Genomic DNA, 15,789 nt, shown 5'->3' on the forward strand with positions numbered 1-15,789 from the left:
ACACAAGTGAGTAATGCAACAGATATTACATCAAAGCTGTGGGGAATGGCTAACAAACTGCGTGGAACAATGGATGCAAGTGAGTATAAGAATTATATTTTACCATTTATGTTCTATCGCTACTTATCAGAAAATCAGGATGAATACTTGAGAGTTAATGATTTGGAAGATTTCTACGAAGTGAAAGATGACACTGAAAAAGAGGATTACCTCGAAGAAATCAGTAAAGGTATCGGATATGCGATTGACCCAGCCTATACCTGGGACAAAATCGTATCAAAAATCGAAAATCACAAAATCAAAGCTAGTGATTTCCAAGATATGTTTGACTCATTCAATACAAATGCTAAACGTAACGCAGTCGCAGAAGCGGACTTTGCTAATGTATTTTCAGATGTTAACCTTGGGGACACACGTCTTGGCTCAAGTACAAACGAACGTGCAAAGGCTTTGAATGATATCGTATTGATGATTAACGAGTTCACTTTCAAAGACGATTCAGGGCACGACATTTTGGGTGACGTTTATGAATATTTGATTGGACAATTTGCTGCAAATGCTGGTAAAAAAGGCGGGGAATTTTATACACCTCATGAAGTTAGTCAAATTCTAGCAAAAATTGTCACAAATGATGCAGATGGAACTGGCGGTCAATTCCGTGTTTATGACCCTACAATGGGATCTGGTTCACTTCTTCTAACAGTCCAAAAAGAATTACCAAATGGTGATGAAGAAGGAAGTGTTGAGTTTTACGGTCAAGAGTTAAATACGACGACTTATAACTTAGCTCGCATGAACTTAATGATGCATGGGGTAAATTATCGCAATATGGAGTTGAAACGAGCAGACACACTGGATGCTGACTGGCCATTTGCTGAAAAAGATGGCACACAAATTCCTTTGAAGTTCGACGCAGTCGTATCAAATCCCCCATATTCCCATAAGTGGGATACAAAAAACGTTGATAGAGAAAAAGACACACGTTTCAAGGGTTATGGTATAGCACCAGCATCTAAGGCAGATTACGCTTTTGTTCTTCATGGACTTTACCATTTAGATAAAGCAGGAACAATGGCTATAGTCTTGCCGCATGGGGTACTTTTTCGTGGTGCGTCGGAAGGTAGAATTCGTAAAAGTATTATCGACAACAATCTGTTAGATACTGTGATTGGATTGCCAGCTAACTTGTTCTTTGGCACAGGCATCCCCACATGTGTGCTTGTGTTTAAAGGTCGTGAAGCTCGCAAGAATAAAGACATATTATTTATTGATGCTTCAAATGAGTTTGTAAAAGGAAAGAACCAAAACAAACTCTCTCCTGAAAACATCGACAAAATTATTGAAACATACAGTAACCGTAAAGACGTTGAGAAATATGCTCATGTGGCATCTTTGGATGAAATCAAAGAAAATGATTACAATTTAAACATTCCACGTTATGTCGACACGTTTGAAGAAGAAGAAGTAATTCCACTTTCACAAGTAGCTCAAGAGTTGGCAGAAGTTAAAGCGGAAATTGCGAGTTCATATGATAATTTGTTTGGGCTATTGAATGAGCTGGAAGGGACAACAGATGAAGCCAAAGAGGAACTGAGTAAATTTATCAGTCTTTTAGGTAAATAATATTGTTAGAAAAGAGCTAAGGAGGATTTAAACCTTGGCTCTTTTCACAAACATTTGGGAACAACGAAAGTTGGGGGACTTAGCTGATATTGTATGCGGATTCTAGTTCATGCCAACTTGACATTATAATCCATTTTAAACCATTTTAAACCATTTTAAACCATTTAAAGAAATGGCTATATATCAAAGGCTTAAACGGTTTTGTTGTAAATCAGTCCATCCCATTTCGAGCAAATTTGATCAAGTTCGAAATGGAAGGCTCCATCGGTTAATAGTAAAACCCCGCCATATGGCGGGGTTTTTTTGTTTATTGAATAGTGAAATTACCGTATTCGCTTGACCGGACATGAATCGGCCCGTTTAAATTGTAGTTCTTCTCTTTGACAATTTCGCGGAAAACGTCGACACGGGCAACCGATTCTCTCCATTCATCCTGAGTGTCCTCATCTGACGGATTCATCAGATCGTCATAGCGCACATCCAAGAATTTATTGAGCCATTTCTTCTCATCAATCCCATCTTTCGGTGACCCGCCCATTTTTTTGTTCGTGCGTTTAATCAGGGCATAAAAGGAGTCTGGATCATCGCCGTCGCCATGCTGAATCACCGTATCGTACATCACCGCTTTTGCCAAGGCCGTTTTCAGTCCGGCATTTTCTGAACGTTTCATCGCCGGCTGATAATACAAGCTGTCATTTACCTTATCTTGGGCAGCGCGGAAGGCTTTATCATTGCCAAGTGAGCGCCAAGCAGAAGCGAATCCTTTCAGATTGCTGATGTCATCGCTTTCGTCCTTCGCAAGACGACGCAATTCAGGCAAATACTTTTTCAATTTGTTATTCGGCACCGCTTTCGTGTATACTTCGACTACTTCCAGCGCATCTCCGGTAGCCGTCGTAAAGCCGGCCCGCCCGCAAGTGTAACCTCTTCCGTCATCCAACGCTTCAACATATCCGTATTGGATTTCCGTCTTTCCGTTTTCAAAGATGCTGGTCAGCTGTTCCGCCCGGCGCTTTTGATCTGTATTCAGCCCGGCCGCAAAAACCGTACCGCTCATCATCAGGGTAAAAAACATGGTGAAAATAAGTGACGAAACCGCCGTCTTCTTCCAAAAACCTGCTTTTTTCTTCAAGCTGATTTTCATTGCCATACCCCTTTCATATGTAAGTTACGCACTCAGTATACATGAGGGGGTTGTTTTTTTGTTGAAAACACACGAATTTGTCAATATTTTGAATCCTAAGCCCTATCAGGCGCTTCATAAAAAGAACGCACCTTCATCAGACAGACAATCCCGTTCTCGCGTCATTCTCATCTGTCACATAGTCAACGCGGTGAAACCCGCATTGTACAGCCTGCTGATAAAGGGCTTCGAGCATATCCGGATCTTTGCAATATAACGTTACATACGAGCAATCTGCAATGAGAAGCACAAGTTCACAGGAACTCTCCAAATACTCCTCGTACGTATTGATTTCCGTTACCATCCCGCCCGGGAAAGCTTTCAATTCAGCAAAAATCATATAATAAGGGTTTCCTTCCAGACGCTGACGGAGTTCTTGACCCTGAATGATGCGCTGATTTTGCGGAAACAGGTCTGTATCGGTGTCTTCTTTGAATTCAGTATACGCTTCTCCATCACCGATAAACCACGTATAGGAAGAGAGGGGGAACGGTTGTAATATATCTGCCGCAAACCGTCCGAATTCATTTGGGATGTCAAATGTAATGCAGCGTTTCATATGGTCGTATCTCCTTTCAGCTTTTGCTAGAATAATATGGTATACCATTTGGATAAATATTGAAAGGGGTGGGTGTTATGACAACACGATACGGAATTGATGCGCCTTATGGAGCGTTTGGATTTATCTTTCTTGCGCTCCTTTATGCCGCAGCCACGTTATGCGGTATGATTCCTCCTTACTGGGGCTGGCTGACGGGCACCTTGTTTTTATTGCTCGGTCTTTGGATGCTCTTGTATTCAACGGCCATTAAACTTTTACACCGCCATCGCATTCTTGCGCTTTCCGGTTTAAAGCCGGACATGAAGGTGCTTGATATTGGGACGGGACGGGGGCTGCTAGCCATCGCCGCGGCTCAAAAAGGCGCTGACGTCTCAGCCATTGACAAATGGTCAGGCTGGGATCTGGGCGGAAACGGGAGAGACGCATTTGAAAAGAACAGACGGGCAGAAGGAGCGCCGGAAATTGATTTGTATGACGGACTCGCGCAAGACATGCCGTTTCCTGATAAAACGTTTGACCTTGTCATTTCGCATTTTGTCGTACACAACATTTCAGGCAGAAAAGAGAGGGAACGGGCGATTGCAGAAATGGTGAGGGTGCTGAAGCCTGGCGGCACATTGGCCGTGTCAGATATAAAAAATACATCACAATACAGAGAGATTCTTGAGGAAAACGGCTTTCAGACAAGAACGTATTCCTTTTATTATACGTTTCCGTTTTCGAAACTCATCATTGCTGTCAGGACTCCGGTAGGAACCGGGCGCTCTATTTGTTAAAATAAATAAGACAAAACAGATAGAAAAGGTGTTATATATGAAGTCTTATTTGATTATCGGGGCCGGCATTCTCGGTGCGTCCGCGGCTTATCATCTCGTAAAGGCCGGGGCGGATGTAACGGTCATTGACCGGAAGCACCCGGGGCAGGCGACTGACGCCGCGGCGGGGATCGTCTGCCCGTGGCTGTCACAGCGCCGCAATCAGGCATGGTATGCGATCGCAAAAGGCGGAGCCCGCTATTATAACCAATTGATACAGCAGCTTGAAGCTGATGGAGAAACAGAAACCGGTTATCAAAAGGTCGGTGCTGTCAGCCTCCATACGGATGAAAAAAAACTCAGCCAAATGGAGGAAAGAGCTTATAAAAGAAGAGAGGACGCCCCTGAAATCGGTGACATTACAAGACTGACTCCGGAAGAAACGAAGGCGCTGTTCCCCGCGCTGTCGGAGGAATACGGGGCGGTTCATGTCAGCGGCGCGGCCCGGGTGAACGGGAGAGCGCTTCGTAAGGCGCTGTTAAATGCGGCCGTTAAGCACGGAGCGGCTGTTTACAATGAAGAAGCGTCAATATTGACAGAGGACGGTGCCGTCATCGGTGTGAAAACCGCAGAACGCACGCTTACTGCCGACCAGGTTCTCGTAACGGCCGGCGCTTGGGCGAGAGAGCTGCTTGAGCCGCTCGGCATCCGTTTTTCAGTATCATACCAAAAGGCGCAGATCGTTCATTTAGAGCTTCAGGGAGAGGAGACGGGCGGCTGGCCCGTCGTCATGCCCCCAAACGATCAATACATTCTCGCTTTTGACAGCGGCAGAATCATAGCGGGCGCGACTCATGAAAACGATACCGGCATGGATTTGCGGGTGACGGCCGGCGGTCTCCGCGAGATTTTTGACAAAGCATTAACCGTGGCGCCGGGGCTTTCAGACAGTACTATGATAGAGACAAGAGTCGGTTTCAGGCCGTTTACTCCCGGTTTTCTTCCCGTCATCGGCAAAGTGCCGAATATCAGCGGACTCCTCGTTGCCAACGGGCTGGGCGCCTCAGGGCTGACGAGCGGGCCGTATCTGGGGGCTGAACTGGCGAAACTCGCGCTCGGGCAGCAGACGGAAATTGATTTGAGCCTTTATGATCCGGCCGGGGCGCTTGAATAAAAAATAGCTTTTGGCGCATTCTTATGATAGGATGGAGCTTTAATGAATAAGAGGACGTGACCCATTTGATAAAAATAAACCTTCCTGCTCCTGATGTAACCATTACGGAACGGCAGCAGTCACCGTCGGAGAATGAACCGGCGATTAAAGCGATTTACGGTTTTATTGATTTTCACCAAATTCCGAGAGACAAAGGCGGCATCTTTATGTTTTATAACATTCATGATGAGCTGCTGTTTGTCGGGAAAGCCCGTAAATTAAGACAAAGAATCAAAAAGCATTTTGAAGACAATGTGTCGCCTGTTAAACATCACAGGGACGAAGTGTATAAAATTGAAGTATGTGTCGTAAATGATCCGATGGAAAGGGAGATTTACGAAACGTACGCGATCAATACCCTTCAGTCGAAATACAACATTGAGAAAGTATTTTATAAATAAGAAAAACCGGAGCTTAAGGGCTCCGGTTTTCTTTATGTTTACAGTGCCAGCCACATCACGGCAATATGCACGATCAGCAGACAGTAAACGACGAGGAATAGCTGGACGACCTTTTTTCTGAATAACATGCAGATCATCATGAGCACGGGAAAAATCAGGACGCCGGCTGTTTTATTGATTGATGTATTCGGACGGTTCGACACGTCATAGTGAATGGCCATATCAGCAGGAAGAAACGGATAAAACACAATCGAAAGAATAAAGGCGAGAACCACAGCTCCCCACAGCACTTTATCATTCATCAAAAACATATGAACACTCCCCTTTTTTACATATAATAGTATTTTAGTGTAAAAAAGTTCATTTTTCAGTATTCATTTGATGGCTTTTTTCGTGAGACCCGTCTGCCTGGCGGCTTCTTTTATATTCATTCTGAATCACTCCCTGCTTTTCATTCTAAACGTGTCTCTAAGGGTCAGGTCAAGAGAGGGAGGGAAATAAGACGGGTTTGTTTTATATTTTAGAAATTTCAGAAAATATGATTGACAACGCACCTTTGTTGCGATTAATATAACGTTATATAATGTTATATAACATTATATAATAAAATACTGAGGAGTGAAGGATTTGAGTCAAACTGCCGCACAAGTGAATCACAAGGTTCAGGCTTTCTTGGATGATCTGAAAGGAAAAACGATTGATCACGTCTTTTTCGTCGCTTGCGGGGGTTCTTCAGCCATTATGTATCCGAGCAAGTACGTGTTTGACAGAGAGGCGAAAGCCATCAGCTCTGATCTCTACAGTTCAAATGAATTTATTCAGCGCAATCCGGTTCAGCTCGGAGAGAACTCTCTCGTGATTTTATGTTCTCAGTCAGGCAATACGCCGGAAACGGTGAAAGCCGCCGGTTTCGCCAGAAAAAAAGGCGCGCTTACGATTGCGATGACCTTTGAGCCTGATTCGCCGTTAGCGAAAGAAGCCGAATATGTCGCGGTGTATGACTGGGGTGAGAACGCACAGGCGATAAATACGAATTACGGAGTTCTGTATCAAATCGTGTTCGGTGTTTTACACGTGCTGGAAAACCATCCCGCGTTTGAGCAGGCGATCGACGGACTCAATAAGCTCCAGATCGTATATGACAAAGCGCTTAAACAAGAAGCGGATCACGCAAAGGCATTCGCGAAAGCCCACGAAAAAGAAGATATCATTTACACGATGGCAAGCGGTGCGAACTACGGCGTCGCTTACTCCTACAGCATCTGCATTCTCATGGAAATGCAATGGATTCATTCCCACGCCATTCATGCCGGAGAATATTTTCACGGACCGTTCGAAATCATTGATGAATCCGTTCCATTTATTATCCTGCTCGGCTTAGACGAAACAAGACCCCTTGAAGAGCGGGCGCTTTCCTTCTCAAAAAGATACGGCAAAAAACTGACTGTGCTTGATGCTGCAGCATATGATTTTTCCGGAATTGACGATTCTGTAAAAGGCTACCTGGCTCCTCTCGTATTAAACCGGGTGCTCAGAAGCTATGCGGATGCGCTGGCGGAAGCAAGGAACCATCCGTTAAGCAAGCGGCGTTACATGTGGAAAGTCGAATATTAAGAACGCGCATTATATTTCACCGGACTATAATGATATATAACGTTATAGTCCGGTGACAAAGGAGGAAAAGCATCTGAAAAAGCTCATCTGCCTGTTCGTTCTGTTAGCTGTATGTCTGTCAGCCGCCGCCTGTTCAAGCCAAAGCAGTTCCTCTGACGGAAAAGTGACCCTGAAGTTTTTTCACAGGTGGCCGAAGGAGCCGGAAAAAAGCTATTTTGAAGAAGCGGTCAAAGAATTTGAATCCGCTCATCCGGATATTCATATCCAAACGGAAGCGGTCTTAAACGATTCTTATAAAGACAAGGTGAAAGTCATGCTCGGAACAACGAGCCCCCCTGATATTTTCTTTTCATGGAGCGACCGGTTTGCTTATAAATTCATCAAAGGAAATAAAGCCCTCGATCTGTCGTCTTACTATCAGCAGGATAAAGATTGGTCCTCACAGCTTGTGCAGTCACAAATCAAACCCTTTACGCATGACGGAAAACAGTACGGTGTTCCGTGGCAAATGGACGCTAAATCATTCTTTTATAATAAGGACATTTTTAATACATTACATTTGAAGCCCCCGGCGACATGGGATGAACTGATCACAGTCTCTGAGAAATTGAAAGAGAACGGATATATTCCGATCAGTTTCGGCACAAAAGCGCCTTGGACCATTTCTCATTATATCGGGACGCTGAACCAGCGTATGGTGGATGAAAAAACGCGGGCGAAGGATTACAGCCCGGAAACCGGGGAGTTTACGGACGAAGGCTATGTCAAAGCGCTTGAAAAGCTTCAGGAACTTCTGCCGTACTTTACAAAGCACGTGAACTCTGTCGATCACGAATACGTGCGCCAGCAGTTTACGAGCGGCAAAGCGGCGATGATTTATGCGGAAACGGCAGAAATTAAGCTCGTCGAACCGGTCAATCTGGGCTTGTTTCCTTTCCCGAAAATCAGCGGCGAAAAGGGATCTCCCCGTGCACTGACCGGATCTCCGGAAGGATTTATGATTTCCTCAAAAACGAAGCACCCGAAAGAAGCCATGGAATTTCTTCAGTTTTTAACCTCGAAAAAAATGGGAGAGAAGCTGATAAAAGACGTCGGTAAATACAGCGCGGTTCAAGGAACGGCGACAGAAAACAATTCCGCCCCGATCCAGCGCGAAGCCGTGCAGGATATCGTCCGCGCAGAAACAATGGTGCCGTGGTTTGATATGGATGTTGACGTTGAAATCGCCGATGTGTATGCGGCAGGCGTTCAGCAGATGCTCGGCGGCACAATGACACCGCGCGAGGTGATGAATTCCGTGCAGAAAGCGGCGCGTCAGGTCAAAGCGTCATCTGAATAGAACAGATTTCTTTGGAGAAAGGAGATGAGGATTTCCTTGGTCAGCCGAAACCGTTTCATTCCGTATCTGTTTCTCGCGCCCGCGCTGATTTTTCTGCTGTTCGTTTACATTCCGATTATTGAGAATGTGTTTTTCAGTCTGTTTGAATGGAGCTCATTTCAACCCGAAAAGACGTTTATCGGTTTGAAAAATTATATTGACCTGTTCCACGATCCCGTGTTTTTTACAGCACTCCGCAACAATGTGCTGTATGCGGTCATATCGCTGATTTGCCAGGTTGGCGGCGGCTTAATTCTGGCGGCCGTGCTGGAAGACAGATTGGTAAGAAAATGGTCGCCGTTTTTCCGTACGGTATTTTTTCTTCCGGTCGTCATTTCCATGACCGTCATTGCGCTGTTGTTTGATTTTATTTATAACCCGGAAATCGGGCTTTTGAATCAGCTGCTGGAAGCCGTCGGACTTGATGAACTGACCCGGGCGTGGCTGGGCGATGAAAACACCGCTATGCTGTCTGTCATTTTTGTGTCTCAATGGCAGTCTGTCGGTTACATTGCCATGCTGTACATTGTCTCGATTCAGAGCATTCCCGCTGAATTATATGAATCGGCGCAGCTGGACGGAGCCGGAAAAATCCAGCAGTTTTTTCACATTACGGTGCCGCAGACGAAAGAAATGTCGTTTGTTGCCGTGGTGATGACGCTGACCGGCGCATTTACCGTATTTAATGAACCGTATATTCTGACCGGCGGAGGGCCGGGCAATGCTTCAGAAGTGCTGAGCACATTTTTGTATAAGAGCGCTTTTACAAAAGATATGATGGGCTACGCTTCTGCGATCGCGACGGTAGTGCTTTTGCTGACGCTTGCTCTGTCTCTTATTCAGATGAAATTCTTTAAGACCGGAAAGGAGGAGTAGCCGATGCTTCCTGAAAAGACGGACTTGCGTCATGCCCGTCAGGCCGTCAGAACAGGCGGAAAACCGAGAAAATGGTATGTCGGGGAAACGTCTGTGTGGCTGTTTCTCTTTATCTACCTCATTGCCGTTGCTTATCCGCTGTTATGGATGGCGGTCAGCGCCTTTAAAAGCTCGGATGAGATTTTTGAGCACAGCTGGTCGCTGCCCTCTGTCTGGCATCCCGAAAACTTCGTATCCGCATGGAACCAAGGAATTTCCGCTTATTTTATGAACAGCGTCATTGTGACCGTGCTGACTTGTCTCATCACCGTATTTGTGAGCGCCTGGGCGGCATACGGGCTGGCCCGTTTTCAATTTAAAGGAAAAGGGTTTGTGCTGATCATTTGTCTTGGCGGCTTGATGCTGACGCCGCAGGTCAGTCTTGTGCCGCTGTACTCCATTATCCAGTCATTGGGACTGTACAATACGTATTGGGCATTGATTCTCCCGTACGCCGCCTACCGTATTCCGTTTACCGTGATTCTGATCCGTTCCTATTTTTTGTCGATTTCCAAAGAGCTTGAGGAAGCTGCCTATCTGGATGGATGTACAAGTTTCGGAATATTTTTCAGAATATTCTTACCTATGAGCGTGCCGATTCTGGTGACATCAGGCATTTTGACGGCTTACCATACATGGAATGAGTTTATGTTTGCGATTATTTTTATCGATGATGAAAATTTACGGACGATTCCGGCCGGGCTGATGCAGTTCAGAGATGCGCTGCAGACGGATTGGGGCGTGCTGCTGGCCGGGCTGACGATTTCTGCTGCCCCGATCATCGCGTTGTTTTTATTAATGCAGAGATATTTTATCCGCGGCATTGCTGCGGGAAGCGTGAAAGGATAAGGAGGATGAAAAGATGAAACTGATAGCGGCCGGAGATAATGTAGTAGATTATTATCAGGATCAGGAGACGTTTTACCCGGGCGGAAATGCGTTAAATGTAGCCGTGCTTGCCCGGCGCTTAGGCCACGAAACTTCTTATATCGGGATTCTCGGCAGTGATGAAGCGGCGGATCACGTATTGAATGTGCTGAAACTGGAAAAGGTGAATGCCGATCTGATCCGCCGGGCATACGGAGAAAACGGGATGGCGGTCGTCACGCTTGATGAAAGAGGGGACAGGATATTTGCCGGATCAAATAAAGGCGGTGTGCAATCGCGTCTGACGCTCGCTTTTCAGGAGAATGACATCTCATTTATCGCCGGACATGATCTGCTGCATACGAGCGTATACAGCAGGATAGAACGTGACCTTCCGATGCTGAGCGGCCATGTGCCGATTTCCTTTGACTTCTCTGTAAAACGTGACGAAGCCTATTTAGAAGCGGTCTGCCCATACGTGACGTATGCGTTTTTTTCCGGGAGTGATTTGAGTGAAAGTGAATGTGTGCGGCTTGCCGAAAAAGCCCGCGGTTTCGGAGCGAAAATCGTCTGTCTGACAAGGGGAGAATATGGCGCGGTGTTATCGGATGGGGAACGCGTCTATCATCAGCCGGTGGTAAGAGCTGATATAATAGATACATTGGGCGCGGGTGATTCTTTTATCGCCGGGTTTCTTACCGATTTCTTCGAGCATCAGGATATTCGGCGAGCGCTTACTGCGGCCGCCGGGACGGCTGCCAAAACATGCGGAGGGTTCGGAGCGTTCGGTTACGGGCATCCCTACAGGCCGGGCGGCGGGAAAAGCAGTGAAAAAACGAGAATACGATAAGCATTGTCTCGTTTTTTATACTTGTTACGCATAGGGGCTGTTAATGGTAAACGTGACGCGGTCTGTATGCATTACAAACAGCGAGCTGTATATCGGCTGGTCTTTTGACATAAAAGCGGTTTTGTCAATTTCAAAAAGCGCATCCCCGATATCACAAGCCAGATAGCGGCTTTCTTCCTGCTTGGCGTATACGACATTTAACAGCTTCGTATTATGGGTGGGCACCACCTGATAGTGCTGTTTCAAAATGTCATGCATCGACACGCCGCCTTTAATATGCTTGCCGATGTCGGGAAATAAACTGAGCGGATAGTGGGCGATTTCGAATGAGAGCGGCTGGTCGTCGTGAAATAAAATGCGTTTTAATTCAAGAACGGGATTTTCGGAAGCGACGCGAAGTTTTTGGGCGATGGATTTAGGCGCTTCAATGATTTCATGGGAAAGGATCTGGTGTTTCGGTTTTTTCCCCGTTGATTCCATAAATTCAGAGTAGCCGTTGACCGCGATGAGCTCCCGCTTCAGTTTAGGGCTTTTAACGAACGTTCCCTTTCCCTGCTGCCGGACGAGCCAGCCTTCTTCCACAAGATCAAGGATGGCCTTCCTGACCGTTATGCGGCTGACGTTGTACGTTTCGCACAGCTCATTTTCAGTCGGCAGTTTTACGGACGGCGAATAAACGCCCTTCTTGATATCGTCCGCGATAATTTGTTTCAGCTGAATATATAAAGGTTTCGAGCTCCCGTTATTTAACAATGGGACGGACCTCCTTTGTCAAGTAGTAGTACTATTATATGTATTATGACGTTATAATACAAATTTGCTTTTCATTTATGAATCTGTCAGAAACCCCGAACATTTTTAACATAACAGAAAGATGTGGCGGTTTCCAGTATTGGAGGAGGTTTCGAATGGCATCATTAACATTTGACCATATCAAAAAAACATACGGCGCCCAATCGGCGGCAGTGAAGGATTTTCACTTAGATGTAAAAGATGAGGAGCTGCTGGTGCTAGTCGGTCCCTCCGGCTGCGGCAAATCTACGACACTCAGAATGATTGCCGGACTGGAGAGCATTTCTGAGGGGAAGCTTTATATCGATGGAGACGCGGTAAACGATCTGCCCCCGAAGGATCGTGATATCGCGATGGTTTTTCAGAATTACGCGCTGTATCCCCACATGACAGTGTTTGACAATATGGCGTTCGGTTTGAAGCTCAGAAAGCTGCCGAAAAAAGAAATTGCAGAGCGAGTCCGGACGGCCGCTGATATTTTGGAAATCGGGCATCTGCTCAAGCGGAAACCGAAGGCTCTTTCAGGCGGACAGCGGCAGCGGGTTGCGCTCGGCCGGTCGATCGTACGGGAGCCGAAAGTGTTTCTGATGGACGAGCCGCTTTCCAACTTAGATGCGAAATTGCGAGTGACGATGCGCGCGGAAATCAGCAAGCTCCATCAGCGTTTGAAAGCGACTATCGTTTATGTGACGCATGATCAGACGGAAGCGATGACAATGGGCGACCGGATTGTCGTGATGAATGAAGGAGATATTCAGCAGGCCGCAAGCCCCCATGAGATTTATCATTATCCGGCGAATATGTTTGTGGCGGGTTTTATCGGTTCTCCGAGTATGAATTTTATAAAAGGCGTCATTGAAGAAAGTCACGGGCAATGGTATTTTGCCGGTTCGTCCGTTCGTCTGCCCATTCCGAAAGAAAAAGCGGCCGTTCTTGTGCAGAAAGGATACAGCGGTAAGGAGATGATTGCGGGGCTGCGTCCGGAGCATTTGACGCTTGCCGGACAATCAGAGCACCCGCCTGAAGCGGCGTGCCGCGCTGTGGCGGAAGTATGTGAGAACTTAGGCGCGGAGATGTACGTTCATGCGGTGAGCGGAGATGACCGCATGACGATCCGTCTTGACGGCGCTTCACAGGTGAAACCCGGCGATGCCATTCTGCTTGCGGTCAATATGAACCGGGCCGTCTTTTTTGATGCCGACACTGAAAACGCCGTATATTGAAAAAGGGAGCCTGATGATCAGGGCTCCCTTATCACTTCTTATGATACGATTACCAGATTTCGTCCGCCCATTCCGGATGGTCGATAAACGGATTGCGGTTATGCTGATAGTCTTCGTAAATGATTTCGTTCCGCCGTTTTTCCTTACTGTCGACGGGGTCTTGTTGATTCCATTTGAGCAAAACGGACAGTTTTCCCATGTAAGGAGCTGAGCCGTTTCCGGTTTTATCATTCAGCTCAAGGTCGGGATACCCGTCGTCTCCTTCATAACGCACCGCCATGTAAAACAGCATGCGGGCGACGTCTCCTTTAACCTCATCGTGCGGCTCCCAGGAATCACCGTCGTAATAATTGCCCGGCGCTTTCGAATATTCTGAGCCGCCGTTATCAAAATCCATGTTTCCTCTGGCACTGTTCACCTGGACGTCTGCAGGGCGCAGATGATGAATGTCCGTCCCGGGGCCGTCAGCTGTTCCGAAGTTTCCGTGTGACTTTGCCCACACGTGTTCACGGTTCCAGTCCCCGACGCTGCCGCCGTTTTTACTTTTGGCCCGTGATTCCTGGGTGTAGAGCAAGATGACATTGTTCGGATTTGCCGGATCTTCGTCAGTTTCCTTCAATGCATTCCATACTTGGCTGTAAGACAGCTTTGTATGTCCGCTGATGATGCGGTGCAGGGCGCTCTTTAAGGCTGTTCCGCTTTTTCCGGAAGCTTCTTTGTAATATGTGTCCGTATCCGCAGACGGAGTGATGACAGCTGAGGCAGTTTGCGGAAAAAGAGTTGTGCCGCCGGCAGTTGAAACCGCCATCCGGCTGTACAGATTCGTGTCAGCCGGCGCGCCCGCAGAGGCTGACGGCGCGGCCCATCCAAAAATGAAAAACAGGCAGACAATCGGCAGAAACCAAAGTTTTTTTGTCATGACTTGCCCTCCTTTACCTCTATTATCCAAAAAATAAATCTAATATTCTATCTTTTTTGAAAAATAGTTCCTTCGGCTTATTGGTCAAAGTATCCGGAAAATCATTGATTTTTTGGAAGATATGATAATGAACTCGTTATGCGCTCCTTCTATAATGAAGATCATCTGTCAGTTTTTCAGTTTAAAAGGAGGGCGTGTATGGAACATCAGCAGCTTTCGGCGGCGAATATCGGGATTTCCGATGACATACAATGGCTGTCTCAATTCGGCGCTTCCGCTTCCGGCGGAGTGACGAGGCTTTTATATACGAAAGAATGGATGGACGCCCAGCTTGCCGTCAAAAAGAAAATGGAGGCGTTCGGGCTGAAAACGGCATTTGACGATGTCGGTAACGTATTCGGCCGTCTGAGCGGCACAGAATCGCCTGATGAGGTGATTCTCACCGGGTCGCATATTGACACCGTTATTGACGGCGGCAAATATGACGGTGCGTTCGGCGTGCTGGCGGGCATGCTGGCGATCCGGCACTTGCATGAGATGTGCGGGCGTCCGAAAAAAACGCTGGAGTCTGTGTCGCTCTGTGAAGAGGAAGGGAGCCGTTTTCCCATCACCTATTGGGGCTCAGGCAATATCACCGGTGCTTTCTCGCTTTCAGATGCGGAAACGCCGAAAGACGCGTCCGGCATTTCTCTGAGAGAAGCCATGCGGCAGAACGGCTTCGGTGCAGGCCGTTATCCAGCGCCGCTGCGCACTGATATTAGTGCCTTTCTGGAAATTCATATTGAACAGGGGCAAACGCTTGAACGATCAGGAAAGGATATCGGGATTGTCACCGAGATTGCCGGACAGAGACGCTATACCGTTACGCTTGACGGTGAATGCAACCATGCCGGCACCACTTCAATGAAATGGCGGAAAGACCCGCTCGCGGCGGGAAGCAGCATCATCCACGAACTGATGCTTTCAGCGGAAAGACAGCCGGAAGAGCTCCGTCTGACGTGCGGGAAAATGACGGTTGAACCGAATATGGCGAATGTCATTCCGGGCCGTATCCAGTTTTCCGTTGATATTCGCCACCGGCAGGAAGACGTGCTGGCAGCCTTCCATCAGAAACTGGTATCGATTGTTGAAAACATCAGCCGCAGCAAAGGAGTCAGACCCGTTATTGATGAATATATGAGGATAGAGCCGGTTCAAATGAATCAGACACTGACACGAACCGCAGCGGAGGCTGCAAAAGAGCAGGGGGCGGACCCGGAGGAAATTGTAAGCGGAGCGGGACATGACGCCCAGATGCTCGGCAGAACCTTTCCGGCCTGCATGCTGTTCGTGCCGAGCCGTGGCGGGATCAGCCACTCGCCGCTTGAGTTCACACCCGCACATCAGCTTGAAACCGGCGTCCTTACGCTGGCGAATGTATTACATAAACTTGCCTATTAACGTAAAGGGGGAATCGGCGTGCCGACCAGAAAAGAATTGTGCATTCCGCAAAGA

General features: G+C 47.2%; 16 protein-coding genes. 11 read left to right on the forward strand and 5 right to left on the reverse strand.

Translation table 11 applies throughout. The features are described from left to right. Positions 1-6: 6 nt before the first annotated feature. Positions 7-1,623 carry a type I restriction-modification system subunit M gene (locus SB724_RS15205; protein WP_410571780.1) on the forward strand — a complete coding sequence of 539 codons (1,617 nt, stop codon included), beginning with the start codon at positions 7-9 and terminating at the stop codon, positions 1,621-1,623. 307 nt (positions 1,624-1,930) lie between these two features. On the opposite strand, the gene csn is transcribed toward SB724_RS15205, so the two are convergent. Both csn and SB724_RS15215 read right to left on the reverse strand, forming a co-directional pair. Beyond that, positions 1,931-2,767 carry a chitosanase gene (gene csn, locus SB724_RS15210; RefSeq protein WP_410571782.1) on the reverse strand — a complete coding sequence of 279 codons (837 nt, stop codon included), beginning with the start codon at positions 2,765-2,767 and terminating at the stop codon, positions 1,931-1,933. 136 nt (positions 2,768-2,903) lie between these two features. Continuing rightward, positions 2,904-3,365 (reverse strand): DUF2691 family protein, encoded by a 462-nt coding sequence (locus SB724_RS15215; protein WP_410571784.1) that lies wholly within the window; start codon positions 3,363-3,365, stop codon positions 2,904-2,906. 77 nt (positions 3,366-3,442) lie between these two features. Between SB724_RS15215 and SB724_RS15220 the strand changes: the two genes are divergently transcribed. The 3 genes from SB724_RS15220 to SB724_RS15230 all read left to right on the forward strand — a co-directional run bounded on the left by SB724_RS15220 (position 3,443) and on the right by SB724_RS15230 (position 5,737). After that, on the forward strand, positions 3,443-4,144 hold the full coding sequence (locus tag SB724_RS15220) for a class I SAM-dependent methyltransferase (protein WP_072177425.1): 702 nt from the start codon (positions 3,443-3,445) through the stop codon (positions 4,142-4,144). A 37-nt stretch (positions 4,145-4,181) separates the two neighbouring features. Beyond that, complete coding sequence (locus SB724_RS15225; RefSeq protein WP_410571786.1) at positions 4,182-5,297, forward strand: NAD(P)/FAD-dependent oxidoreductase; 1,116 nt, start codon at positions 4,182-4,184, stop codon at positions 5,295-5,297. 65 nt (positions 5,298-5,362) lie between these two features. Then, positions 5,363-5,737: a nucleotide excision repair endonuclease gene (locus SB724_RS15230; RefSeq protein ID WP_007410094.1), complete on the forward strand. Its 375-nt coding sequence runs from the start codon at positions 5,363-5,365 to the stop codon at positions 5,735-5,737. A 38-nt stretch (positions 5,738-5,775) separates the two neighbouring features. Here the strand turns inward: SB724_RS15230 and SB724_RS15235 are convergent, their stop codons facing one another. After that, a complete protein-coding gene (locus SB724_RS15235) occupies positions 5,776-6,048 on the reverse strand; it encodes a DUF1648 domain-containing protein (RefSeq protein ID WP_007410095.1) in 273 nt (90 codons plus the stop codon). A 316-nt stretch (positions 6,049-6,364) separates the two neighbouring features. Between SB724_RS15235 and SB724_RS15240 the strand changes: the two genes are divergently transcribed. The 5 genes from SB724_RS15240 (at position 6,365) to SB724_RS15260 (ending at position 11,361) form a co-directional block, all read left to right on the forward strand. Then, positions 6,365-7,351 (forward strand): SIS domain-containing protein, encoded by a 987-nt coding sequence (locus SB724_RS15240; RefSeq protein ID WP_038459750.1) that lies wholly within the window; start codon positions 6,365-6,367, stop codon positions 7,349-7,351. A 73-nt stretch (positions 7,352-7,424) separates the two neighbouring features. Continuing rightward, positions 7,425-8,690 carry an ABC transporter substrate-binding protein gene (locus SB724_RS15245; protein ID WP_410571874.1) on the forward strand — a complete coding sequence of 422 codons (1,266 nt, stop codon included), beginning with the start codon at positions 7,425-7,427 and terminating at the stop codon, positions 8,688-8,690. Between the two features lie 24 nt (positions 8,691-8,714). Then, complete coding sequence (locus SB724_RS15250) at positions 8,715-9,605, forward strand: carbohydrate ABC transporter permease (RefSeq protein WP_007613590.1); 891 nt, start codon at positions 8,715-8,717, stop codon at positions 9,603-9,605. Between the two features lie 3 nt (positions 9,606-9,608). Beyond that, the gene (locus tag SB724_RS15255; protein ID WP_003151895.1) at positions 9,609-10,493 is read left to right on the forward strand and encodes a carbohydrate ABC transporter permease; all 885 of its coding nucleotides are present in this window, start codon (positions 9,609-9,611) and stop codon (positions 10,491-10,493) included. 13 nt (positions 10,494-10,506) lie between these two features. Then, on the forward strand, positions 10,507-11,361 hold the full coding sequence (locus SB724_RS15260) for a PfkB family carbohydrate kinase (RefSeq protein ID WP_007613586.1): 855 nt from the start codon (positions 10,507-10,509) through the stop codon (positions 11,359-11,361). Between the two features lie 24 nt (positions 11,362-11,385). On the opposite strand, the gene frlR is transcribed toward SB724_RS15260, so the two are convergent. After that, positions 11,386-12,114 (reverse strand): transcriptional regulator FrlR, encoded by a 729-nt coding sequence (frlR, locus tag SB724_RS15265; protein ID WP_265973095.1) that lies wholly within the window; start codon positions 12,112-12,114, stop codon positions 11,386-11,388. 155 nt (positions 12,115-12,269) lie between these two features. Between frlR and SB724_RS15270 the strand changes: the two genes are divergently transcribed. Continuing rightward, positions 12,270-13,376, forward strand: a complete 1,107-nt coding sequence (locus SB724_RS15270; RefSeq protein WP_265973097.1) for an ABC transporter ATP-binding protein — start codon at positions 12,270-12,272, stop codon at positions 13,374-13,376. A gap of 49 nt (positions 13,377-13,425) precedes the next feature. Here the strand turns inward: SB724_RS15270 and SB724_RS15275 are convergent, their stop codons facing one another. Continuing rightward, the gene (locus SB724_RS15275; RefSeq protein WP_410571788.1) at positions 13,426-14,295 is read right to left on the reverse strand and encodes an endonuclease I family protein; all 870 of its coding nucleotides are present in this window, start codon (positions 14,293-14,295) and stop codon (positions 13,426-13,428) included. Positions 14,296-14,493: 198 nt separating this feature from the next. On the opposite strand from SB724_RS15275, the gene allC reads away from it, so the two are divergent. After that, the gene (gene allC / locus SB724_RS15280) at positions 14,494-15,735 is read left to right on the forward strand and encodes an allantoate deiminase (protein ID WP_410571790.1); all 1,242 of its coding nucleotides are present in this window, start codon (positions 14,494-14,496) and stop codon (positions 15,733-15,735) included. The last annotated feature ends 54 nt before the right edge of the window (positions 15,736-15,789 follow it).

Origin of the sequence: Bacillus sp. SIMBA_031, assembly GCF_046535225.1 — a bacterium.
In the GTDB taxonomy this organism is placed as follows: Bacteria; Bacillota; Bacilli; order Bacillales; family Bacillaceae; genus Bacillus; species Bacillus velezensis.